The sequence below is a fragment of the Streptomyces sp. NPDC050315 genome (genome assembly GCF_040655775.1).
GTDB lineage: Bacteria > Actinomycetota > Actinomycetes > Streptomycetales > Streptomycetaceae > Streptomyces.
The window spans coordinates 232,614-253,697 of the sequence record NZ_JBFAKN010000005.1; the positions used below are offsets into that span (position 1 = coordinate 232,614).

Annotated in this window: 20 protein-coding genes and 1 pseudogene; 11 read left to right on the top strand and 10 right to left on the bottom strand. The window is 69.7% G+C overall.

Features of this window, described 5'->3' with window-relative positions:
* Window positions 1–14: 14 nt before the first annotated feature.
* Window positions 15–1,163 (bottom strand): TDT family transporter, encoded by a 1,149-nt coding sequence (locus AB0I82_RS19925; RefSeq protein ID WP_363258620.1) that lies wholly within the window; start codon window positions 1,161–1,163, stop codon window positions 15–17.
* 250 nt (window positions 1,164–1,413) lie between these two features.
* Here AB0I82_RS19925 and AB0I82_RS19930 point away from each other — a divergent pair, with 250 nt between their 5' ends.
* Window positions 1,414–2,313, top strand: coding sequence for a LysR family transcriptional regulator (locus tag AB0I82_RS19930; RefSeq protein ID WP_363259067.1), 900 nt, complete (start codon window positions 1,414–1,416; stop codon window positions 2,311–2,313).
* A 336-nt stretch (window positions 2,314–2,649) separates the two neighbouring features.
* Window positions 2,650–3,210 (top strand): hypothetical protein, encoded by a 561-nt coding sequence (locus AB0I82_RS19935; RefSeq protein ID WP_363258621.1) that lies wholly within the window; start codon window positions 2,650–2,652, stop codon window positions 3,208–3,210.
* A gap of 385 nt (window positions 3,211–3,595) precedes the next feature.
* Here the strand turns inward: AB0I82_RS19935 and AB0I82_RS19940 are convergent, their stop codons facing one another.
* The 3 genes and pseudogenes from AB0I82_RS19940 to AB0I82_RS19950 form a co-directional block, all read right to left on the bottom strand.
* A complete protein-coding gene (locus AB0I82_RS19940; protein WP_363258622.1) occupies window positions 3,596–4,252 on the bottom strand; it encodes a class I SAM-dependent methyltransferase in 657 nt (218 codons plus the stop codon).
* Window positions 4,253–4,329: 77 nt separating this feature from the next.
* Entirely contained in the window at window positions 4,330–4,830 is a 501-nt protein-coding gene (locus AB0I82_RS19945) for a hypothetical protein (RefSeq protein ID WP_363259069.1), read from the bottom strand.
* A gap of 90 nt (window positions 4,831–4,920) precedes the next feature.
* Window positions 4,921–5,472: pseudogene (locus AB0I82_RS19950) on the bottom strand (ATP-binding protein); the annotation flags it as partial.
* A 47-nt stretch (window positions 5,473–5,519) separates the two neighbouring features.
* On the opposite strand from AB0I82_RS19950, the gene AB0I82_RS19955 reads away from it, so the two are divergent.
* Genes AB0I82_RS19955 through AB0I82_RS19965 form a run of 3 tightly spaced genes read left to right on the top strand, consistent with a single transcriptional unit; the run spans window position 5,520 to window position 7,294 of the window.
* Window positions 5,520–5,939, top strand: coding sequence for a hypothetical protein (locus tag AB0I82_RS19955; RefSeq protein WP_363258624.1), 420 nt, complete (start codon window positions 5,520–5,522; stop codon window positions 5,937–5,939).
* Window positions 5,899–6,423, top strand: coding sequence for a DUF6879 family protein (locus AB0I82_RS19960; protein WP_363258625.1), 525 nt, complete (start codon window positions 5,899–5,901; stop codon window positions 6,421–6,423). The genes AB0I82_RS19955 and AB0I82_RS19960 overlap by 41 nt, the downstream gene beginning before the upstream one ends.
* Before the next feature lie 7 nt (window positions 6,424–6,430).
* A complete protein-coding gene (locus AB0I82_RS19965) occupies window positions 6,431–7,294 on the top strand; it encodes a helix-turn-helix transcriptional regulator (RefSeq protein ID WP_363258626.1) in 864 nt (287 codons plus the stop codon).
* Between the two features lie 99 nt (window positions 7,295–7,393).
* Here the strand turns inward: AB0I82_RS19965 and AB0I82_RS19970 are convergent, their stop codons facing one another.
* Entirely contained in the window at window positions 7,394–8,722 is a 1,329-nt protein-coding gene (locus AB0I82_RS19970) for a solute carrier family 23 protein (protein ID WP_363258627.1), read from the bottom strand.
* A gap of 3 nt (window positions 8,723–8,725) precedes the next feature.
* Complete coding sequence (locus AB0I82_RS19975) at window positions 8,726–9,859, bottom strand: aryl-sulfate sulfotransferase (protein ID WP_363258628.1); 1,134 nt, start codon at window positions 9,857–9,859, stop codon at window positions 8,726–8,728.
* A 132-nt stretch (window positions 9,860–9,991) separates the two neighbouring features.
* Between AB0I82_RS19975 and AB0I82_RS19980 the strand changes: the two genes are divergently transcribed.
* Window positions 9,992–10,546, top strand: a complete 555-nt coding sequence (locus AB0I82_RS19980) for an XRE family transcriptional regulator (protein ID WP_363258629.1) — start codon at window positions 9,992–9,994, stop codon at window positions 10,544–10,546.
* A 15-nt stretch (window positions 10,547–10,561) separates the two neighbouring features.
* Here AB0I82_RS19980 and AB0I82_RS19985 read toward each other — a convergent pair whose 3' ends face one another.
* The 3 genes from AB0I82_RS19985 to AB0I82_RS19995 all read right to left on the bottom strand — a co-directional run bounded on the left by AB0I82_RS19985 (window position 10,562) and on the right by AB0I82_RS19995 (window position 13,695).
* On the bottom strand, window positions 10,562–11,278 hold the full coding sequence (locus AB0I82_RS19985; RefSeq protein ID WP_363258631.1) for a gamma-glutamyl-gamma-aminobutyrate hydrolase family protein: 717 nt from the start codon (window positions 11,276–11,278) through the stop codon (window positions 10,562–10,564).
* A 121-nt stretch (window positions 11,279–11,399) separates the two neighbouring features.
* Window positions 11,400–12,866 (bottom strand): ethanolamine permease, encoded by a 1,467-nt coding sequence (eat, locus tag AB0I82_RS19990; protein WP_363258632.1) that lies wholly within the window; start codon window positions 12,864–12,866, stop codon window positions 11,400–11,402.
* Between the two features lie 91 nt (window positions 12,867–12,957).
* The gene (locus AB0I82_RS19995; protein ID WP_363258633.1) at window positions 12,958–13,695 is read right to left on the bottom strand and encodes an FCD domain-containing protein; all 738 of its coding nucleotides are present in this window, start codon (window positions 13,693–13,695) and stop codon (window positions 12,958–12,960) included.
* A gap of 73 nt (window positions 13,696–13,768) precedes the next feature.
* On the opposite strand from AB0I82_RS19995, the gene AB0I82_RS20000 reads away from it, so the two are divergent.
* The 5 genes from AB0I82_RS20000 to AB0I82_RS20020 all read left to right on the top strand — a co-directional run bounded on the left by AB0I82_RS20000 (window position 13,769) and on the right by AB0I82_RS20020 (window position 19,706).
* Window positions 13,769–15,136, top strand: a complete 1,368-nt coding sequence (locus tag AB0I82_RS20000) for a glutamine synthetase family protein (RefSeq protein WP_363258634.1) — start codon at window positions 13,769–13,771, stop codon at window positions 15,134–15,136.
* A gap of 11 nt (window positions 15,137–15,147) precedes the next feature.
* Complete coding sequence (locus AB0I82_RS20005) at window positions 15,148–16,533, top strand: aldehyde dehydrogenase family protein (RefSeq protein WP_363258636.1); 1,386 nt, start codon at window positions 15,148–15,150, stop codon at window positions 16,531–16,533.
* Window position 16,534: 1 nt separating this feature from the next.
* Window positions 16,535–17,329 (top strand): 3-oxoacyl-ACP reductase, encoded by a 795-nt coding sequence (locus AB0I82_RS20010; protein WP_363258638.1) that lies wholly within the window; start codon window positions 16,535–16,537, stop codon window positions 17,327–17,329.
* Between the two features lie 89 nt (window positions 17,330–17,418).
* Window positions 17,419–18,693 (top strand): haloacid dehalogenase-like hydrolase, encoded by a 1,275-nt coding sequence (locus AB0I82_RS20015; RefSeq protein ID WP_363258640.1) that lies wholly within the window; start codon window positions 17,419–17,421, stop codon window positions 18,691–18,693.
* Window positions 18,694–18,722: 29 nt separating this feature from the next.
* Window positions 18,723–19,706: a DUF2510 domain-containing protein gene (locus tag AB0I82_RS20020; RefSeq protein WP_363259070.1), complete on the top strand. Its 984-nt coding sequence runs from the start codon at window positions 18,723–18,725 to the stop codon at window positions 19,704–19,706.
* A gap of 37 nt (window positions 19,707–19,743) precedes the next feature.
* On the opposite strand, the gene AB0I82_RS20025 is transcribed toward AB0I82_RS20020, so the two are convergent.
* Window positions 19,744–20,958, bottom strand: coding sequence for an amino acid deaminase/aldolase (locus AB0I82_RS20025; RefSeq protein ID WP_363258642.1), 1,215 nt, complete (start codon window positions 20,956–20,958; stop codon window positions 19,744–19,746).
* Between the last annotated feature and the right edge of the window lie 126 nt (window positions 20,959–21,084).

Sequence of the window (21,084 nt, forward strand, 5' to 3'; positions counted from 1 at the left end):
GCTCAGACGGTCGCTCAGACGGTCGCCGGCTTCGGGGCCGGGGCCGACGCGGGCGGGGCGAGGAGCGTGCCGCGGAAGAGGCCGCGCGCGGTGTACGTGAAGGCCGTCAGCCAGCCCGCCACCAGGAGCAGGTACAGCCCGACGGTGAGCCAGTCGTACAGGCCCAGCCCGGTGTGGCCGGCCAGCCCGGCCGCGCCGGTGACACACGTACCGACGGGGAACGTGAAGGCCCACCAGGTCATCGAGAAGCGCATCCCGCTCCGGAAGGCGCGGACCACCATGGCGGCGGACAGCCCCAGCCACAGCAGCGCGAAGCCCATGACCGGCACGCCGTACAGCACGGAGAAGGCGGTCATCGCGTCGGCGTAGGAGGAGCCGGCGGCGGGCGCGGCGTTCGCGAGGTTGCTCACCGCGGTCGTGGACTGGCCGAGCGGGCCGAGGACCAGGATCAGCGCGGGCGTCGCGGCGAGCGGCAGCGGCCCGTGGTGGATCAGCCGCGAGAGCACCAGCGGCAGCATCGCCAGCACGGTCAGCAGCGACAGTCCGAACATGGCGTAGCAGCCGAGCAGCATCGCGGAGCGCCATTGGCCGGTCGGCAGATGCGGGATCAGGCCGGGGCCGATGGCCGCGGAGACCATCGGGGCGACGATCGGCAGCAGCCAGGCGGGGGAGGCCGTCCCCGCGTCTATCCGGTGCCGGGTCACCATCAGGTACGGAATGGCCGCCGCGGCGACCAGGCCGGTGATGGTCCCCGCGACCCACAGCACGCCATCGACCGCTGCCGCAGCGGACACGCCGATCACATCCTTGCCGACGGCGAGCGTGCCGCCGCCGACCGCCAGCATGGCCATCGCCAGACAGCCGTAGAACGGCGCCACCATCGGGTCGAGCAGGTGGGCCCTGGCCTGGTCGGTGTGGCGTACCCAGTGCGCTGCGCGGGCGACGAGCAGCACCACCAGCATGACGGCCGACAGCCCCCAGACGACCTCGTACACGGCATGCAGCACACCACTCTGCACCGGGAGCGTGGCGCCGGCATTGGCGATGATCGCCGTGCCCATGACAGCCGCGTACCAGTTGGGGCCGAGGTGCCGTACTGAGCCGCGGGTGCGGCCTTGGGGGCCCGTCACGGGGCGGGAGCGAGGTTGCGCGAGGGTAGCCATGCCTCCAGAATTCCGTCGCCCGCCCGCCCCCACCAGGGACATCAGGTCTATGAGGGCATAACCTGGTTTTATGAGCGAAGCGGAACGGAGACCGGGAAACGGCGCTACGGAGGGGACGGCGGAGGGGACTGTGAAGCGCATGGCGGAAGGGACCGGGACGCAGGCGGCCGGGGCGGAAGGGGCGGCGGGACCGCAAGGATCGCCGGGACCGCCGGGACCGCCGGGACCGCAAGGGGCGCCGGACGGACGGCTGGCATACCGCGTCCCGGACCTGGCAGCCCTGGAGCTGCTGCTCGCCGTGGCCCGGCTGGGCAGCCTCGGCCGGGCCGCCAAGGAACTGGGCATCTCCCAGCCCGCCGCCAGCAGCCGAATCCGCTCCATGGAACGCCAGTTGGGCGTCGGACTCGTCGAACGCTCACCCCGCGGCTCGCGCCTGACCGACGCGGGCACACTCGTCACGGACTGGGCCCGCCGCATCGTGGAGGCGGCCGAGGCATTCGACGCGGGCGCCCAGGCGCTGCGCGGCCGCCGCGACTCCCGCCTCCGCGTGACCGCGAGCATGACCATCGCCGAGTACCTCCTGCCCGGCTGGCTGATCGCCCTGCGCACCCAGCGCCCGGACACCGCGGTGTCACTCTTCGCGGGCAACTCCGCGGTGGTCGCGGAACGCGTCCTCTCCGGCGAGGCGGACCTGGGCTTCGTAGAGGGCCTGGACATACCCTCCGGCCTGGACGGCGCAGTAATCGGCCACGACCGCCTGGTAGTGGTAGCCGCCCCCTCCCACCCCTGGTCCCGCCGCCGCACCCCCCTAACGGGCCGCGAACTCGCCGCCACCCCCCTGATCCTCCGCGAACAGGGCTCCGGCACCCGCCAGGTCCTGGACGCAGCCCTAGCCGCCTGCGGCCCCCTGGCACCCCCCCTCCTCGAACTGGCCTCCACCACCGCAGTAAAAGCCGCAGCGGTCAGCGGCGCCGGCCCCTCAGTCCTCAGCGAACTCGCGATCGGCGAGGAACTGGCAGCGCGGCGGTTGGTGGAGGTACCGGTCCCGGGCATCCGCCTGGGCCGCGACCTGCGCGCGGTATGGCCAGCGGGGCAACGGCCTTCGGGGCCGGCGCGGGAGTTGTTGGGGTTGACTCGGGGGGTGGGGTGATCCTTCGGCCGAGCACCGCTCTCCTGATGCGAAAGGCAAGGATTCGGTTAGGCGGCTGAGTGAAGGGGAAGCCCCAGGGGGTCGGCCGACCCTGGGGCTTCCTTTCTTCCCTTGCTCAAAACCAGTACGCAGCGACGTTCACTGGTGCATCATCACACCATGCTTGCGAGTCTGCTTCCAGGGTTCCGGCACTTCAGAACACCGTTCGCTGTTGGCGTCCTGTGTGTGTTCCAGGTTTGGATGCTCTTCGGAGACGTCATACCTAAGCGTGACGAAGCATCTGGGGTCATTCAACGCCTATACACCCTTGGGAATTTAGTCGGACGCCCCATAGTGGTGGCCTTCATCGCCTTCGTTTTATATCTGATAGGCGACATTATGAAGCTGTCACCAATACAGGTAGCCGCATGGACCTCCGAGCGCAGGCATGCACGCTGGCTACCCCAGTCAGTGCGTCGGTGGCTGTTTCGCCAATCGCCAATCTCGGTAGGTACTTTCCATTTGCTGCACGAGTTGGCGAACAGGGTCCGCGATGACAGGGACACCTACCCAGCGGATCTGGTTGATAACCTATTGCGCGAGTTGCCTGAAGTAAGAATGCGCCTCATTGCGAACCATTTAGACGTTTACCTGGAGCACGATCGCCTCAACTCGGAATCTGAGTTCCGGGTTAACCTCGCGATCTTCTCTGTCACCTTATGGATCGTACTGGCGGCAACCTTGTCCCCTTGGCTTCTGCTCGGGTTCGTCGTCTCGACAGTGCTGTTTCTGAATGGAATACGGGCCCTTCGGGAGGCGAACGCAATACTTGTGCAGGGGCTTGTGGCGGGCGTCGTGGATTCGCGCGTTTATGCGGAAGAAGTGCATCGACATCACTCGCATTCGCACGGTGAATAAGACCGCGCCAACGCTATCTGTTGGCGGTCCCGGTCGGATACCTGCGATCATCGCCAGGTGCATTCAGTGGAATCGGCCGAGGCTCGCTCGATCGCGGTATTGCATGATTGGCGCCAGGCTGATGACGCCGCTGGCCAGCCTGGCACCCTCGATTGGCATTGTTCCGTCCACCGCCCCTGACGGCAGTTGTCGACGGCAACCGCGGCGCACGTCGCCACACCGAGGAACCTTCCGCACATGCGCGGGGCAGGGCCGGGACACGCAACTTCAGCCCCGAAGGCTCTCAGAAAGAACTCCTGAAGCGGGTGTCGCAGATTCGAGGACTGCCTGGGCCGGTTTTGATCCGGCGAAAGGAGGGCGGGGAGGGGAGTCCCCCGCCGCCAGGTCACGGCACTTGTGCCTGCACGATGAGGGTTCCGATGTGGTTCTCTTTCGGTGCGTTCAGCACGGTCGCCGATGCGGTGGCGAAGCCCGCGCCGGTCAACAGCCGTTCCCAGACCGCGGGTCGGTAGCTGTAGCGGTAGGTGAACATCGCTTTGCCTGCGAAGCCGCCCTTGTACATGCCCTGCGGGCCGTAGGCGCCTGGGATGGCGGGCGGTTGGGAGAAGGCGAATACGCCGCCCGGGTTGAGGCGGGCGCGTACGAGTGGAAAGAGCCGGCCGGGGTCGGTGAACCAGGCGGCTCCGAACACCGAATAGATGGCGTCGTACGTGGCATCATGCGCCGCGAGGTGTTCCAGCACGTCGCCGTGGTGGAACGTCGCGCCGGTGTCCGCCCACCGTTCCGATGTCTTCTTGACCATGACCGGGGACAGGTCGACCCCGTGTGCCTCGACACCGCGTGAGGCGAGGTAGGCAAGAGCGCGACCGGTGCCGCAACCGATCTCCAGTACGGCCGTCGGCTTGCCGAGGAGTTCCGGGCCGGGGCCGTGCCCGGTGTACTGCGTCCAGTTGAAGACCGGCTCGGCGTCTTTCTTGAACGCCGACTCGGCGTAGGCGTCCCACAGTTCGGCTTCTGCGGCGAGGTCGTGAGGTACGGGCATGGAGTCCCCTCGGAGTCGTACGGACGAAGGTGCCCCTGCTCCGCGGCGAGGCGGCAGCAGGGGCACCGTATCGGGCATCAGTGGCTGTCGGGGACCTTGTTGTCGCACGGCGAGCAGTCGGAGCCGTCGATCTCCCACAGCTCTTCGTCGATCGCGAACCCGATCGACTTCAGGAAGTCGGCGGTACGCAGGCACAGGCCGTCGCCGCGGCGCTCGATGAACGGGGCGTGGTGCTTGTAGGCGCCGCCGTTGTAGACGTCGCAGATCGCCCACCAGACCGGCGTGTCGAGGATGAGCTGATGTACGCCGATGTCCACGAGCTTGCCGACGCCGAGGTGTACTTCGGGGTGCTCGATCGAGGCCATGGTGTACATCACCGCGTTGCCGAGGATGCGCTCGGCCATGTCGCGGACCATGGTGTGATCGCGCAGCAAGAGTGCAATCTCGCGATCCCACAGGGCCATACCGCTGTCGAGGACGTTGACGGTGAGGTGACTGATGTGCGGCTGTACGGCGTTGAGCAGTTCCTTCGGGTCCCGCGTACGCGTGACCGCAGGGTCTTCGAGGGTGATGGTCATCGGTGTGTCTCCTACTAGGTGAGATGTAGAAGTGCTGCATTTGCCGACACGCAGCTCGGCGCGTACGTGCTTTCCCCAGTGGCGGATATCGGTCTTCCAGCAGTCCGCCATCACATCCACCAGGTAGAGGCCGCGCCCGCCTTCTGCGTCCTGCTCTGGGATCTGGCAGGCCGGGAGTTTCGTCGACCTGTCCGAAACGGTGATGAGGACCGACTCGGGCTGTGGGCGGGTGATGCTCACCCGCACGGCTCGGGACTGGCTGTGCTCAACCGAGTTGGTGACCAGCTCGGACACGATGAGCTCTCCCCGGTCCACCAAACATTCGAGTCCCCAGGCACTCAAAGCTGCATTGACCAGGCGTCGAGCACGGCCGACCGTCTGTGGCTCACAACGCCACGTCTCGCTGTAGCCAGGAGGTCCTGTCGTGTGGGGCCGAGTCACGGTCGTGGTCACGGGGCTTCCCTCCGGGGTGGTGGAACGCCCGCTGGGCGCAGCCGGGGCGCTCTCCTCCGACACCGGGCCGGGCCCGGCGGCATCACGTGGATGCGGGAACGAACGTAGAGCGCGCCGGAAGCAACCCCCAAGGAGATTGCGGGAGTTTGCAGCACCAAGTTTGACGGGGTTGAACCCCTGCTCGACCATCGCTGTCACGCGCAAATCAGCGCAAGGCAGGAGACAGGAGATCGACCATGCAGCTACGGTTCCTTGGTAAAGACTCCAAGAGCGGAGACTGCCCGACCCTCTATGCCACGGATCGTGGCACCTACCTCGTCCAGGGTTGGAGAATCTTCGCGAACGACCTGCTGATGCAGCTCACCGTCCCCGAGGGCGAAACGGCCGTGGAGGTGCCCACCGAGCTGTTCGACCACCTGAAGAAGGACGGCTTCCCTTCCGGCGAGTTCAGGCGCCTCGAAGACCCCCTCATGGTCCTCACTCCCGGGGGCACGTACGTTGTCCAGGGCCTGGAGGTGACCGACCGCGAGGCCCTGGCCCAGATGAATATTCCGGACTATGAAACCGTGGTCGAGGTCTCCAAGGCCGCGATCACCGCGCTACTGGAGGAACCGCGTGGAGCTGATCTCCAGCGACGAGCGCAACCAGCTCTTTGAGAGCTTCGCGCACGACGCCTTCCATTTGGAGCTGAGGGACGATTACTCAGTCCCGAATGAGGAGGGCCCGTTCGAGAGCTGGCTCGCCGGGGAAGACGACGACGACTCGTTCATGGAGCCGTGGTTGCAGCTCATGAAGCGCGTCACCGACTCCGGGAGGACCGTGCGCCGAGTGCGAGTCGTCACGGAGCCGCACACTCCGTACATTCAGTGGGAGCACGCCACCACTGATCTCAACGAAGAGGCCGGCGAGTCCATCCGCTGGCTGCCGCGCCACAAGCTGCCCGAGGGCCTGGTGTTCCCCGTAGCAGGTAACGACTGGTGGCTCTTCGATAACAAGCTCTTGGCTGTGGGGCATTTCGACAACGAAGGGCGCGTCCTGGGTTCGGAGATCATCGAGACCCCCTCCGTTGTCGCAGAGTGCATCCGAGTCCGGGACCTGCTCTGGGACATGTCCATCCCGACCAACGAGTACAAGCCCTGAGCGTTCAGTGAGCAACCAAGCACAAGAGACCCGCGAGGCATTGGGGGCCCGACTGCGCGGATTCCGCAAGGATGCGGGGTTCAGCAGTGGCCGGACCTTCGCCGCGGCGACTGGATGGCAGGAATCCAAGGTCTCGCGCATCGAGAACGGCAAGCAGAACGCGAGCGAGGACGACATTCGCCTGTGGTGCCGGCTGACTGGTCACGAGGCCGACGCCAACGACCTGATCGCGACAGTCCGCCACATTGACGAGCTGTGGATGGAGTGGCGCCGTATGCTCGCGGCCGGGGCCGAGAACCGCCAGAAGCGGTCCTTGCCGCTTTACCAAAAGGCCAAAGTGTTCAGGATCTGGGATCCCGCTTGCATCTGGGGCACCATCCAGACCTCCGAGTACGCGGCGAACATCTTCCAGCAGTCATCGAGTTTTCACGAGTCGCCGGCCGACACGGAAGCCGCCGTTGCACGGCGCCTCGAACGGCAGAAGTACCTCTACGAGGGAAGCCGGATCTTCAACGTGCTCCTTGGTGAGCAGGCCCTTTACTCGAATCACGGTGGTTCGGAGGTCATGAGGGCTCAGCTCGATCGACTGATGGCCGTGATGGCGCTCCCTCGTCTCAGCCTGGGTATCGTCCCGCGGTCTGCTCCCCTCGCCCTCTGGATCGGGGAAGCGTTTTCGATGTTTGATGACAAGCTGGTGCAAGTCGAGACGTATTCCGCGGAAATGACCGTTACGCAGCCGAGGGAAGTCGAGCTTTACCGCAAGGCATTTGAGCTTCATCGGCAGTCAGCCGTGTATGGACAGGCCGCTAGGGACCTCATATTGACTGCTGTCGACCACTTCGAGCGCATGGGACGGGAAGGTCGGGGCTGACCAGCGCGGACAGCGTGTGCCGGGGGACGTTGAGTCAGTCGGCACACGCTGTCCAGTAGCGGTCGTCATGCGCAAGGGTCTCGCCGAGTGGGTGCCGGCCTACCTTCGGTGCCGGGTGAACAAGGCCGTAAGTACCACCGCCGTGATCGCCCCCGCAGGTACCCCGCTGCCGAAGAGGGTGCGGGCCCAGGTCGGTAGGGGGGTGTAGAGGTCGGGGGAGAGGACGGGGAGGAGGCCGGCGAGGAGGGTTAGGGCGATGATGGTGGTTGTTGGGCCCTCGAAGGTGGGGGTGCGGCGGAGCATGCCTATGCCCATGGTGGCGATGACGGCGTAGATGACGAGGCCGGCGCCGCCGACTACTGGGGTGGGGAGGGTGGCCAGGAGGCGGGAGACGGGGGCGAGGAGGCCGATGAGGACGAGTAGGGCGCCGGCGGCGGCGGTGACGAAGCGGCTGCGGACGCGGGTGAGTTGGACGATGCCGATGTTTTCCGCGCTGGTCACCATGATGGAGGTGCCCAGCAGGCCCGCGGCGAGGGAGGTGAGTGCGTCGGCGCGGACCGTGCGGGGGACGTCGCGGGCGGGGTCCGGTTCGCGGCCCACCGCCTCGCTGTTCAGGACCGTTTGGCCGGTGGCCTCGGCGAGCGAGGCGAGGGTGAAGACGATGAGGGGGACGGCGGCGAGCAGGTCGAAGTGGGGGGCGCCGTAGGGGAAGGGGTGGGGGAGGGCGATGAATGGGCCACTGTTGGAGACAGTGTTCATGCCCGTACCGGACAGGAGTGCGGTTGCCGTGCCTGCGGCTATGCCCACCAGTACGGACATCTGGCGCCATACGCCGGGCAGTACGAGGTAACAGAGTGCCGTGGCGCCGATGGTGACCAGGGCGAGCCAGGTGTCGTGGGCGATCATCGGCGCGGTGACGTTGATCATGTTGATGCCGATGAGGAGGACCGTGGTGCCGAGGACGACCGGGGGGAAGAAGCGGACGATGCGACCGTAGAGGGGGAGTACGGCGAGGAGGAAGGCGGCCGCGATGAGGACGGCGCCGGAGGCGGTGGCGGGGCCGTGTTCCTCGGCGGTCTGGAGGAAGATCGCGACGGCGGCGCCGCCCGGCAGCATGACGAACGGCAGTCGGGCGCCGATGCGCAGGACGCCGAAGGATTGCAACAGCGCCCCGGCGCCGCACAGTACGAGGGTCGCGCTGAGGAGCGCTGCTGTGCGGTCTGGGGGCAGGTCGAGGCCGGTGGCGATCAGGAAGGCCGTGGAGACCGGGGCCGCGAGCATCGCGAGGACGTGCTGCGCGGCCAGGGGGAGGAGGCGGAGCAGCGGGAGCCGCTCGTCCACCGGGTGGACCGACCGGCCGCCGGGGCCGGGCGGTCCGCCGTCAGGGGTGTCGCCTCCGGTACGGGTGGTGCCGGCGGGGGCGGCCACGGCTCATCCCCGACCCGGCAGCCAGGGCAGGTCCTCGGCGCCGTAACGATACGCGCGGAACAGGGCGTTGTGCTGGGCCGGGAAGATCCGGCCGACCTCCGGCTCGCGGTAGCCGCCGAAGTGCGGGACGACGTACTCCCAGCAGAGGTACCCGTCGGCGGTGACCTCGAAGATCCGGCCGGCGGGGGAGTCGCAGATCAGGGTATTGCCGTTCGGGAGGCGCTGCGCGCTGCCCATGAAGGGGGCGAAGAACGCCTCGCGGGCCGGGTCGTGGTACTCCCAGACGATCTTCCCCGACGACCGCTCGACCTCGATGACGCGGGAGAAGGGGACGTCCCAGTGCGGGCGGAAGACGCCGTTGTCGAAGATGAGGATGTTGCCGTTGGCGAGCTCGGTGGGGTTGTGCTGCTGGGAGACGACGCCGGGCTCGGTGCGCCAGAGGATGTCGCCGGTCCCGCGGCTGATGACGATGACCGCTGAGGCGCTGCGGAGGCTGGCCAGGATGTTGCCGTCGGCGAGCGGGAGGACGGCGTTGATGAGGGGGTAGTGCTCGCGGGAGTAGTCGGGGTGGAGGGGGTACTCGTCGCGGTCGAGGTGGTCGGAGACGCGCCAGGACCACAGCTCGTTGCCGTCCGCGTCGACCTCCTTGATGGTATCGGCCCAGACGGTGGGGCCATCGTCGGTGACCGGCTCGGAGCCGGGGACGCCGCCGCGTACCGCTGCCGCGCGCTCGCCGGTGAGCGGTTCGAGGGCGGCGTAGAGGATCCGGCCGTCGCCGCAGTGGTGTGCGTCGTGGTGCTGGAGCGGGTCGATGTGCTCGCGGACGACGGTGCCGTCGGGGGTGATCTCCTGCATCACGCCGCCGCGGTACTTGTGCCACATCGGGAACAGCGCGTCCTGGTCCGGGAGCACGCCGTTGTAGGCGAGGTTGCCGTTGGGAAGTATGCGGGCGTGCCGGCCCGGACGGTAGGGGAGGTTCCACTGGTGGACGACCTCGCCGTGCAGGTCGACGAGGTAGACCTCGCCGGTGCCGGTGAGCGGTGCGTAGAGCGTGTAACCGGGGTACGCGGCGTCCTCGTCGAGGGCGAGCAGGCCGGTGCCGCGGCGGCGGCGTGTGTTTTGATCGACAGCGGTCATGGCGGGTCCCTTGCTTCTCGGCTTGTTCAGCTGCTCATCAAACTTTGTTTGATGGCGTCAAACAGGTTCGAGGGTAGGGGCTGCTTGTTGCAATGCCGTGAACGTGGCGATAAAGGGGAGAGGGAGTGCGGAATGCGTGAAGATCAGGAGGCGCCGCGGGTCGGCCGGGCGGTGCGGCGCCGCCGTCGCGCGCTGGATCTGACGCTCGCCGAGCTGGCCGGCCGTACCGGCCTGTCCAAGCCCTTCCTGAGCCAGGTGGAGAACGACCGGGCCCGCCCCAGCATGCGCTCGCTCCAGCGCATCGCCGACGCGCTGGGGACCACGGCGGTCCAGTTGCTCGGCGCGGCGGAGGACCGCCGGGCCGTCGACGTGGTCCGCGCGGAGACCGGGGCCGCGCTGGAGGACGGCGCGGCGAGTACGGTGCGGCCGCTGGTCCGTGGTCAACAGCAGCTGCACGCACTGGAGTTCACCGGCGCGCATGAGTGGGGGCGGGAGTTCCGGCACCCGCACGACGAGCTGCTGTATGTCGTCGAGGGGGCCGTGGAGGCGGAGGCCGAGGGGGAGCGGTACGAGCTGGGGCGCGGCGACACGCTCTACTGCACGGGTGGGGTGACGCACCGCTGGCGTGCCCTGGAGGCGGGCACGCGGGTGCTTCTGGTCGGCGTCGCGGACGACTTCAATACCTGACAGTGCGTCAGTGAGTCAGTGGGCGGTGGCCGCCGATACCAGGGCGTCCATGACCCGGGTGTCCGTGCCTGCCTCGGGGTGCCACTGCACGCCCAGCGCGAAGGCCGGTGCGTCCGGCACTTCGAGCGCCTCGACCGTGCCGTCCTCGGCGTACGCGGAGGCCAGCAGCCCGCGGCCGAGCCGGTCGACGGACTGGTGGTGGTACGTCGGTACGGAGACGGGCTCGGGCAGGATGCCGGCGAGCCGGCTGTCCGGCACGGTGGTGACCTTGTGGTGGTCGAAGACGCCGGGCGGGCCGCCGTGGCCGTCCAGGTGCTGGTGGAGCGTGCCGCCCAGCGCGACGTTCAGCAGCTGCATGCCGCGGCAGATGCCGAGGAGGGGTGTGGCGGAGTCGAGGGCCGCGTGGATCAGCGCCGTTTCCCAGGCGTCGCGGGCGAGGGCCGGTGGGCCGGTGCGCGGGTCGGTGTCGGCGCCGTAGCGGTCGGGTCGCACGTCGGGACCGCCCGCGATCACGATGCCGTCGAGGCGGGCCACGACCGCGGCCGCCGCTTCCTTCGCCTCGTCCCGGTCGAGGTCCGGCTCGTGCGGCGGCAGCATGGCGGCGAGGCCGCCGGAGTTCTGTACGAGGCGGTGGTAGCCGGCCGGGAGGAGTGCGGCCGGGAGGGTCCAGACGCCCCAGCGGGCCTCGGCCTCCAGATAGGTGCTGATGCCGATGAGGGGCGGTGTGGGCACGGGGCCTCCTTGAGGTGGGTGGGGGGCGGTGCTGTTCGTTGGGGCTGCTCGACGTGACGATGTCCTCAAACACCGGACGGGCTTGAATGTGCCCGGACGGGCTTGATTTTGCCGGGCTTGATTATTTGTCCAGTTCGGCCTCCGCAGCCGCCAGGGCCGCGAATTCCTCCTCCGGGGCCGCCGCCACCAGTCGGTGGCGGGAGTAGAACGCGAAGTACGCCAGTGCCACCGCGTACACGCCGAGTGCGATGACCGCGGCCGTCACGTCGACCAGGAACGTCGCCACCAGTGCGGAGCAGGCGAGGACGAGGGCGACGGCGGAGGTCACGGCCCCGCCGGGGGTGCGGTACGGGCGGGGGAGTTCCGGCTCGCGGCGGCGGAGGACGATGTGGGAGAGGGCCATCAGGGCGTAGGAGATGGTGGCGCCGAAGACGGCGACGTTCAGCATCCGGGCGCCGTCGCCGGTCGCGGCGGCGAGGGCGAAGCCGAGTGCGCCGGGGACGAGAAGCCCCAGGTAGGGGGCCTTGCGGCGGCTGGTGAGGGAGAGGAAGCGGGGCAGGTAGCCGGCTCGGGAGAGGGCGAAGAGCTGGCGCGAGCCCGCGTAGATCAGGGAGAAGAAGGACGCGACCAGGCCGGCCAGGCCCGCGTAGTTGACGATGCGTGAGGTGACCGTCGGCTCGCCGTGCGGCTGCAGGGCCTGGACCAGCGGGTCGCCGACGGACTGGAGTGCGGCGGCGCCGCGCGCTCCGGTCGCGGTGAGGAAGGTGACCAGGGCGAGGAGGAGCAGGATGCCGATCGCGGCGGCCATGGCCTTCGGCAGCGTACGGGCCGGGTCCTTGGTCTCCTCGGCGGCCAGCGGCACACCCTCGACGCCGAGGAAGAACCACATGCCGAAGGGGAACGCCGCCCAAATGCCGAGTATCCCGAAGGGCAGCCAGGAGGAGGCGCCGAAGGCGTCCTTGTCGGCGGGGATGTCGTTCAGGGCGCTGACCTGGAAGTCGGTGACCGCGGCGAGCGCGAAGACGACCAGCGCGGCGACCGCGATCGCGGTGACGATCAGGCTGAAGCGGAGCGCCTCGCCGACGCCCCACAGGTGGATCCCGATGAAGATCACGAAGCAGGCGAGGTAGACCGGCCAGCTGGACGTCAGGCCGAAGAGGCCGAGGGACTCGACGTAGTCGCCGATGAAGATGGAGATCGCGGCGGGCGCGAGGACGTACTCGATGAGGATGGCGGTACCGGTCAGGAAGCCGCCCCAGGTGCCGAGCGCGCGGCGCGCGAAGCCGTAGCCGCCGCCCGCCGTGGGCAGCACGGACGCCAGCTCCGCGAGGGCGAAGACCAGACAGGTGTACATCAGGCCCATCAGCAGGGCCGCCAGCGCCAGGCCGCCGAAGCCGCCCTGGGCCAGGCCGTTGTTCCAGCCGGAGAAGTCGCCCGAGACGACGTACGCCACGCCCAGACCGGTGAGCAGCAGCGGCCCGGCGCTGCCCCGGCGCAGCGAGCGCTTCTCCAGGTAGGCGTCATCGGGCGCGGCCCCGGGTGGCGGGGGAGTGGGCGGTGCGGTGCGCGGTTCCGTGCTGTCGGCCATGAGCCGCTCCTGCCTCGGCGGGATAAAGGTTTAGCGCCATACCTTTGTCGTCGGGGGCGGAAGGCGCAAGACCTGCGCCGTAAAAGAACGGTTACGGCGCAGGCGGCGGGCCCGTGAGGAAGCCGCGCAACAGGGCCGCGGTGCCGCAGCAGTGCTCCCGCATGACTTCCCGCGCCCCGTCCGCGTCACCCTCCAGCACCGCCTCCACCAGCGCGGTGTGCTGCGCCTGGGAGTGCTCCAGGTTCCGCACCAGCAGCGGGATGCAGTCCAGCAGGTCGTTCACGGTCGCCCGGACGGCCGCGTACTGCGCGGCGAGCGTGGCCGAGCCCGACAGCTCGGCCAGCGTCAGGTGCAGCAGCGTGTCCCGCCGCCGGTAGTCCGAGAGCGGCGCGTCGTGCGTGGCCGCCAGCGCGTCCCGCAGCCGCTCCGCCTGCTCCCCGTCCAGCCCGTACGAGGCGCACAGCCCGGCCGCGCCCACCTCCAGCACCTCGCGGAACCGCAGCGTGTCCTCGACGTCGACCTGCGCGATGCGGCGGCGCAGCTCGTCCTCGCCGGGGGTCTCGGCGCGTTCCCGTACGAACGTGCCGCCGTACCGGCCGCGTCTGCTCACCACCAGCCCCTCGTCCTGCAGCACCTTCAGTACCTCGCGCAGGGTGACCCGGCTGATCTGCAGCCGCTCGGCCAGTTCGCGCTCGGCCGGCAGCCGCTCGCCCCGGGGGACCAGCCCCAGCCGCACGATCTGGAGTATCTGCTCCAGCGCCTCCTCGAAACCGTTGCCCGCCCGCACCGGGCGCAGCACCGGCGCCAGCCGGTCCGCCGCTCCGTCCACCGCTACCCCTTCCCAACCAATGGTTCGTGTGCCTACCTTATGACCTCCGGATGCAGCGACAGGAGGCACCACCGTGGCAGACCGCACGCCCCCGCTCTCGGTCGAGGAGCTGAGAAGGCTCGTCGACACCGGGGAGATCGACACTGTCGTCCTCGCCTTCACCGATATGCAAGGCAGGCTCCAGGGCAAGCGGTTCGCGGCCCGGTTCTTCCTCGACGACGTCCTGGCCCATGGCTCGGAAGGGTGCAACTACCTCCTTGCCGTGGATGTCGACCTCAACACCGTCGACGGCTACGCGATGTCCTCCTGGGAGCGCGGCTACGGCGACTTCTGCATGCACGGTGACACCGCGACGCTGCGCCGCACGCCCTGGGCGCCCGGTACCGCGCTGCTCACCGCCGACCTCGCCTGGCACGACGGCAGCCCCGTCGTCGCCTCCCCGCGGCAGATCCTCCGCCGCCAGCTGGACCGGCTCGCCGAGCGCGGCTGGCGCGCGTACGCCGGTACCGAGCTGGAGTTCATGGTCTTCAAGGACACCTACGAGGACGCGTGGCGGCGCGGATACCGGGACATGAGCCCGGCGAACCTCTACAACGTCGACTACTCCGTGCTCGGCACCAGCCGCGTCGAGCCGCTGCTGCGCCGCATCCGCAACGAGATGGGCGCGGCCGGTATGACGGTGGAGTCCGCCAAGGGCGAGTGCAACCTCGGCCAGCACGAGATCGCCTTCCGTTACGACGAGGCGCTCACCACCTGTGACCAGCACGCCGTCTACAAGACCGGCGCCAAGGAGATCGCCGCGCAGGAGGGCATGGCGCTCACCTTCATGGCGAAGTACGACGAGCGCGAGGGCAACTCCTGCCACATCCATCTCTCGCTGCGCGACGAGGACGGCGCCCCGGTGCTGGCCGACCCGGACGGCGAGTACGGCATGTCGCCGCTGATGCGGCACTTCCTCGCCGGGCAGATCGCCGCGATGCGCGACTTCACGCTGCTGTACGCGCCGAACATCAACTCCTACAAGCGCTTCCGGCCCGGCTCCTTCGCGCCCACCGCGGTCGCCTGGGGCCCGGACAACCGCACCTGCGCGCTGCGCGTCATCGGCCACGGCCACGCCCACCGCTTCGAGAACCGCCTCCCCGGCGGCGATGTGAACCCCTACCTGGCGGTGGCCGGCATGGTCGCGGCCGGGCTGTACGGGATAGAGCACAAGCTGGAGCTGCCGGACGCCTGTACCGGCAACGCGTACACCGGCGACGCCCAGCACGTGCCCACGACGCTGCGCGAGGCCGCCGACCTGTGGGAGAAGAGCCCGATCGCGCGCGCCGCCTTCGGTGACGAGGTCGTCGAGCACTACCTCCACATGGCCCGGGTGGAGCTCGACGCCTACGACTCCGCCGTGACCGACTGGGAGCGCTTCCGCTCCTTCGAACGCATGTGAGGACCAGTCACTTGCTTTCCGAGCACGAGAACCCTGCCGAGCACCAGATCCTGAACCCGGCCACCGAAGAGGTCATCGCGACCGTCCCGGCCACCACCCCCGCCGAGGTCGACGCCGCCGTCGCACGGGCCGCCAAGGCCCAGGCACAGTGGGCCGCGCTCGCGCCCGGCGACCGCGCCCGGCTGCTGCGCCGCTTCGCCGCCACCGTCGACACCCACCTCGAAGAGCTCGCCCAGCTGGAGGTACGGGAGGCCGGCCACCCGGTCGGCAACGCCCGCTGGGAGGCCGGCAACGCCCGCGACCTGCTCGAATACGCGGCCGGCGGCATCGAGCGGCTGACCGGCACGCAGATCCCGGTCGCCGGCGGCCTGAACATCACGCTCCACGAACCGCTCGGCGTCGTCGCCGTGATCGCGCCGTGGAACTTCCCGATGCCCATCGCCGCCTGGGGCACCGCGCCAGCCCTCGCCGCGGGCAACGCCGTCCTCCTCAAGCCCGCCGAGACCACCCCGCTCACCGCCCTCCGCCTCGCCGAACTGGGCCTCGCGGCGGGCCTCCCCGAGGGCCTCTTCCAGGTACTGCCCGGTGCCGGGCCCGTGGCGGGCAACGCGCTGGTCGAGCACCCCGGCGTCGCCAAGGTCGTCTTCACCGGCTCCACCGGCGTCGGCAAGCAGATCATGGCCAAGTGCGCCGACGGCGTGAAGCGGGTAACCCTCGAACTCGGCGGCAAGAGCCCCAACATCGTCTTCGCCGACGCCGACATCGAGAAGGCCGCGGCCGCCGCGCCCGGCTCCTTCCTCGACAACACCGGGCAGGACTGCTGCGCCCGCAGCCGCATCCTCGTCCAGCGCTCCGTGTACGACCGCTTCCTGGAACTGCTGGAGCCCGCCGTCAAGGCCGTCACCGTCGGCGACCCGGCCGACCCCGCCACCGGCATGGGCCCGCTGATCTCCGCGGCCCAGCGCGAGCGTGTACGGTCCTACGTCCCCGACGGCGCCCCGGTCGCCTTCCGCGGCGAGGCCCCCGAGGGCAAGGGCTTCTGGTACCCCGCGACCGTCCTGGAGGGCCGGCCCGAGGACCGCGCGGCCACCGAGGAGATCTTCGGCCCCGTCGCCGTCGTGCTGCCCTTCGAGGACGAGGCCGAGGCCGTACGGCTCGCCAACGCCACCGACTACGGGCTCTCCGGCTCCATCTGGACCCGCGACGTGGGCCGCGCGCTGCGCGTCTCCGGCGCCGTCGCCGCCGGGAACCTCTCCGTCAACTCGCACAGCAGCGTCCGCTACTGGACCCCGTTCGGCGGCTACAAGCAGTCCGGCCTCGGCCGGGAGCTGGGCCCCGACGCGCTCGCCGCCTTCACCGAGACCAAGAACGTCTTCATCAGCACCGAGGAGCAGTGACATGACCGACCAGACCGCTGAGACCCCCGTGTGCCGCCGACTGGTCGGCCGTACCGCCGTGATCACCGGTGCCGGCAGCGGCATCGGCCTGGCCACTGCCCGCCGCCTCGCCTCCGAAGGCGCGAATGTCGTCTGCGCCGACATCGACGAGACCGCGGGCAAGGCCGCGGCGGCCGAGGTCGGCGGCCTCTTCGTCCAGGTCGACGTGACGGACGAGGAGCAGGTCGAGGCGCTGTTCAAGACCGCGTACGACACCTACGGCTCGGTCGATGTCGCCTTCAACAACGCGGGCATCTCGCCGCCCGACGACGACTCCATCCTCACCACCGGGCTGGATGCCTGGAAGCGGGTCCAGGAGGTCAACCTCACCTCCGTCTACCTGTGCTGCAAGTACGCCCTCCCGTACATGCAGCGCCAGGGCAAGGGCTCCATCATCAACACCGCCTCCTTCGTCGCCGTCATGGGCGCCGCCACCTCCCAGATCAGCTACACCGCCTCCAAGGGCGGCGTACTGTCGATGTCCCGCGAGCTGGGCGTGCAGTTCGCCCGCGAGGGCATCCGCGTGAACGCGCTCTGCCCCGGGCCCGTCAACACCCCGCTCCTCAAGGAGCTGTTCGCCAAGGACCCGGAGCGTGCCGCGCGTCGTCTGGTGCACGTACCGGTGGGCCGGTTCGCCGAGCCCGAGGAGATGGCCGCCGCGGTCGCCTTCCTCGCCAGCGACGACTCCTCGTTCGTCAATGCCTCCGAGTTCCTCGTGGACGGCGGCATCGCGGGGGCATACGTCACGCCGATGTAACCCACAGGTAAGGTCCGAGACCGACCGGGACCGGCGGCACGCGCGTGCCGCCGGTCCCGGCGTTACTGTCGCCTGAATCCGGAGAACGCATGCGAAATCGGCACACCGTCGCCACCGTCCTGGCCCTGGCCGTCACCGCGTCCCTGGCGGCCGCCGTCCCCGCCACCGCGGCCCCGACCGACGCGCCCGGCACCTGCCCGCAGCTCTCGAAGAGCCTGAAGTGGTACGGCGAGAACCGCGAGCAGCTGCAGGAGATGATCGACGAACGGGGCAGCTGCTCCGACCCGTCCGGTCCCCGCCCGGTCGCGGCGTTCGACTGGGACAACACCATCGTCAAGAACGACATCTCCGAGGCCACCCTCGCCTGGACCCTCAAGCACGACAAGCTCCTCCAGCCGGCCGACTGGCGCGCCACCAACAAGTGGCTGACCGCCGCCGCCGACCGGGCGCTCACCGAAGCCTGCGGAACCGATGTCCCCGCCGGCGAGCCGCTGCCCACCTCCAAGGACACCGGCTGCACCGACGAGATCCTCGACATCTACAACACCGCCGAGACCTCCGACGGCAAGCCCGCCTTCGAGGGCGAGTGGAACCACCGCCGCACCGTCCCCGAGTACGTCTGGCTCACCCAGCTGTTCGCCGGACTGAAGCCGGCCACCCTCACCTCGTACGCCCGGCAGGCCCGCGCCGAGAACCTCGCCGCGCCCATCGGCCACGAACAGACCGTCGGCACCCACAAGATGGCCGGTTACGTGCGCTACTACGAGCAGCAGCGGGACCTCATCCGCACGCTGCGCAAGGCCGGCTTCGACGTGTACGTCATCTCCGCCTCCATGGAGCCGATCGTCGACGCCTGGGCGGGCGGCGCCGGCTTCGACCGCGCGCACACCATCGGCATCCGCAACCTCGTCGAGGACGGCAAGCTGGGGTACGACGTCGAGGGCTGCGGCGACGTGCCCGACGGCGGCGGCGAGGCGCTGACGTACATGGACGGCAAGCGCTGCTGGATCAACCAGGAGATCTTCCACGTCAAGGGCGCCGACGCCTGGAAGAAGCAGGACCGGGCGCACCGCATCGCCTTCGGCGCCGGGGACGCCGAGACCGACGTCACCTTCGTCGACGACGCGACCGCAGGGCACCTCGCGATCAACCGCAATAAGCCCGAACTCATGTGCCGCGCCTACGACAACGCCGACGGACGCTGGCTGGTGAACCCCATGTTCATCGAGCCGCTGCCGCGCAAGTCCGGGACGTACCCCTGCTCCACCGAGGGGTACGCCGAGCCCGAGGGCGGCTCCGGGCCGATGCACCGCGCCGACGGCAGCGTGGTGCCCGACCAGCGGGACAGTGTGTACGGCGGCTGATTTCGCGCCATAAAGTGTCCGGCGTGAGCATGACGACACCGCCGGGCTGGTACCCGGACCCCGGGCACACAGGCAACGGTCCCGCGCCCGAACGCTGGTGGGACGGCTCGGCCTGGACCGACCACACCCGCGCGGCACAGGCTGCCGCCCCGGCGGCGTACGGGTATCCGCAGCAGGGCACGCCGGGCGCCTACGGGTATCCGCAGCAGCAGTCGGGCTACGGATACCCGCAGGGCGCGCCCGGCGGGTACGACCCCGCGCAGCCTGGTGGTCCGGGGCAGGGCGGCGGTGGCCGGAAGCGCGGCCCGATGATCGCCGCGATCGCCGGTGCCGTGGCCGTCGTGGCCGCCGCCGGCATCGGCATCGCCGTCGCGCTCGGCGGCGACGAGCCGCACGACGACCCGAAGCCCCGCCCCACGGCCACGGCGAGCGAGAGCCCGTCGCCCGAGCCCGCCACCACCTCCGCGGCGCCCGAGCCGGCCCCCACCGACGACGAGGACACCCTCGTCGACGCGCTGAACAGCATCGCCATCCCGGTGCTGGACGGCTGGCACAAGGACGACTTCGGCAACGAGATGGACATGTACATCGGTCCGTACGAGTGCAAGGGCGACTTCACCGAGCAGTGCATGCGCGGCAAGGTCCTCTCCGAGACCGCGGCCGGCTTCACCGAGACCACCGCCAAGGGCATCGCCAAGGCCGACATCGAGAAGCACGTCGAGGAGACCTACGGCAAGGACCAGTACGACGACAAGGACAAGTACGGCGGCATCGACCAGCACGAGGAGCTGAAGTCGGAGAAGGTGACCGTCGCGGGCCGGCAGGGCTACCTGGTGCGCTGGAAGGTCACCAACAAGAAGGGCCCGGACGGCATCGCCCAGTCCGTCGCCTTCCCCTCGCCCGGCGGCTCCGGCTCCATGGTCGTCGTCCGCTTCCACTTCGACGTCGGCGGCCAGGCCCCGCCGCTCGCCGACATGGACAAGATCCTCAAGGGCATCAAGCCGACGGTGTGACGCGTACGGGGCGGCCCGCGCCGCCCCGTCCCGCGCCCTACAGGAACGTCTGCCCCTCGCCCCGGTACGTCGGTACGGTCGCCACCACCCGGTCCCCGTCCACCAGCCGCAGCGCGTCGAAACGCTCGCACAGCTCACCGGCCTTGGCGTGCCGGAACCACACCTTGTCCCCGATCCGCAGCCGGTCGGCGGCCGCGCCCAGCAGCGGGGTCTGCACCTCGCCGGCCCCCTCCTGCGGGTCGTACGCCAGCCCCGCCGGCAGATACGGCTCCGGCAGCCGGTCCGGGCCCGCCACGCCGGACGCCGGATAGCCGCCGCCCAGTACGGTCACCACGCCGGGCCCGGGGCGCCGTACGACCGGCATCGCGAACAGCGCCGCCGGACGCCCGCTGAACGAACGGAAGTTGTCGAACAGCCGCGGCACATACAGCCCCGAACCGGCCGCGACCTCCGTCACCGCCGCCTCCGCCGCGGTGTGCTGCACGCTGCCCGTCCCGCCGCCGTTGACGAACTCCAGGTCCGGCGCCTCGGCCCGCACCGCGCGCACCGCCTCCCAGCGCCGCCGCGCCAGCTCCTTGCGCGCCGCGGCCTGCATGACGCGCACCGAACGGGAGAAGAGCGGCCGCCCCGCCACCGCGTCCCCCACGCCCGCCACATGCCCCTCGTACGCCATCAGGCCGACGACCTTGAAGCCCGGGCGGCGCGCCACCAGCCGCGCGAATTCAGCCAGTTGTGCCGGGTCGCGCAGCGGCGAGCGGCGGGCCCCCACCCGTACCCGGCCGCCGCCCGTCCGGAAGGACGTGTCCAGCTCCAGACACACCCGGATCTCCGCCCGGCCGCCGCCCCGCGCAGCGTCGATCAGCTCCAGCTGCGCCACGTCGTCGACCAGTACCGTCACCGCGGCGGCCAGCTTCGGGTCGCCCGCCAGCTCGGCGAACGCGGCCCGGTCAGCGGACGGATAGGCCAGCAGGACGTCGTGGAAGCCGGAGCGGGCCAGCCAGAGCGACTCCGCGAGCGTGAAGCTCATGATCCCGGCGAACCCGACCCGGGCCAGCACGCGTTCCAGCAGGGCGCGGCAGCGTACGGACTTGCTCGCCACCCGCACCGGCTTGCCGTGCGCGCGCCGCACCAGATCCGTGGCGTTGGCATCGAACGCCGCGAGGTCGACGACGGCGAGCGGTGCGTCGAGATGAGCGGTGGCCCGGTCGTAACGGGCCCCGAGATCATGGGAATCTGAGGAGAACCGGTGCATGACGGCAGCCTGCCAGACCGCATTACCGCAGGGTAGGGGAGAGATCGCGACAGACCGGACACACCCAGGGGACCGGTACCGGACACGAGTTGCGGCAGGGGGCGCGACAGCCCGTAAAGTGGCGCA

Coding starts and splice junctions, on each gene's coding strand:
- AB0I82_RS19955 (WP_363258624.1), top strand. CDS start 5,520: ATGCAGCTACGGTTCCTTGGTAAAGACTCCAAGAGCGGAGACTGCCCG.
- AB0I82_RS19940 (WP_363258622.1), bottom strand. CDS start 4,252: ATGCCCGTACCTCACGACCTCGCCGCAGAAGCCGAACTGTGGGACGCC.
- AB0I82_RS19975 (WP_363258628.1), bottom strand. CDS start 9,859: ATGACCGCTGTCGATCAAAACACACGCCGCCGCCGCGGCACCGGCCTG.
- AB0I82_RS19925 (WP_363258620.1), bottom strand. CDS start 1,163: ATGGCTACCCTCGCGCAACCTCGCTCCCGCCCCGTGACGGGCCCCCAA.
- AB0I82_RS20015 (WP_363258640.1), top strand. CDS start 17,419: ATGCGAAATCGGCACACCGTCGCCACCGTCCTGGCCCTGGCCGTCACC.
- AB0I82_RS19980 (WP_363258629.1), top strand. CDS start 9,992: ATGCGTGAAGATCAGGAGGCGCCGCGGGTCGGCCGGGCGGTGCGGCGC.
- AB0I82_RS20010 (WP_363258638.1), top strand. CDS start 16,535: ATGACCGACCAGACCGCTGAGACCCCCGTGTGCCGCCGACTGGTCGGC.
- AB0I82_RS20025 (WP_363258642.1), bottom strand. CDS start 20,958: ATGCACCGGTTCTCCTCAGATTCCCATGATCTCGGGGCCCGTTACGAC.
- eat (WP_363258632.1), bottom strand. CDS start 12,866: ATGGCCGACAGCACGGAACCGCGCACCGCACCGCCCACTCCCCCGCCA.
- AB0I82_RS20020 (WP_363259070.1), top strand. CDS start 18,723: ATGACGACACCGCCGGGCTGGTACCCGGACCCCGGGCACACAGGCAAC.
- AB0I82_RS19945 (WP_363259069.1), bottom strand. CDS start 4,830: ATGACCATCACCCTCGAAGACCCTGCGGTCACGCGTACGCGGGACCCG.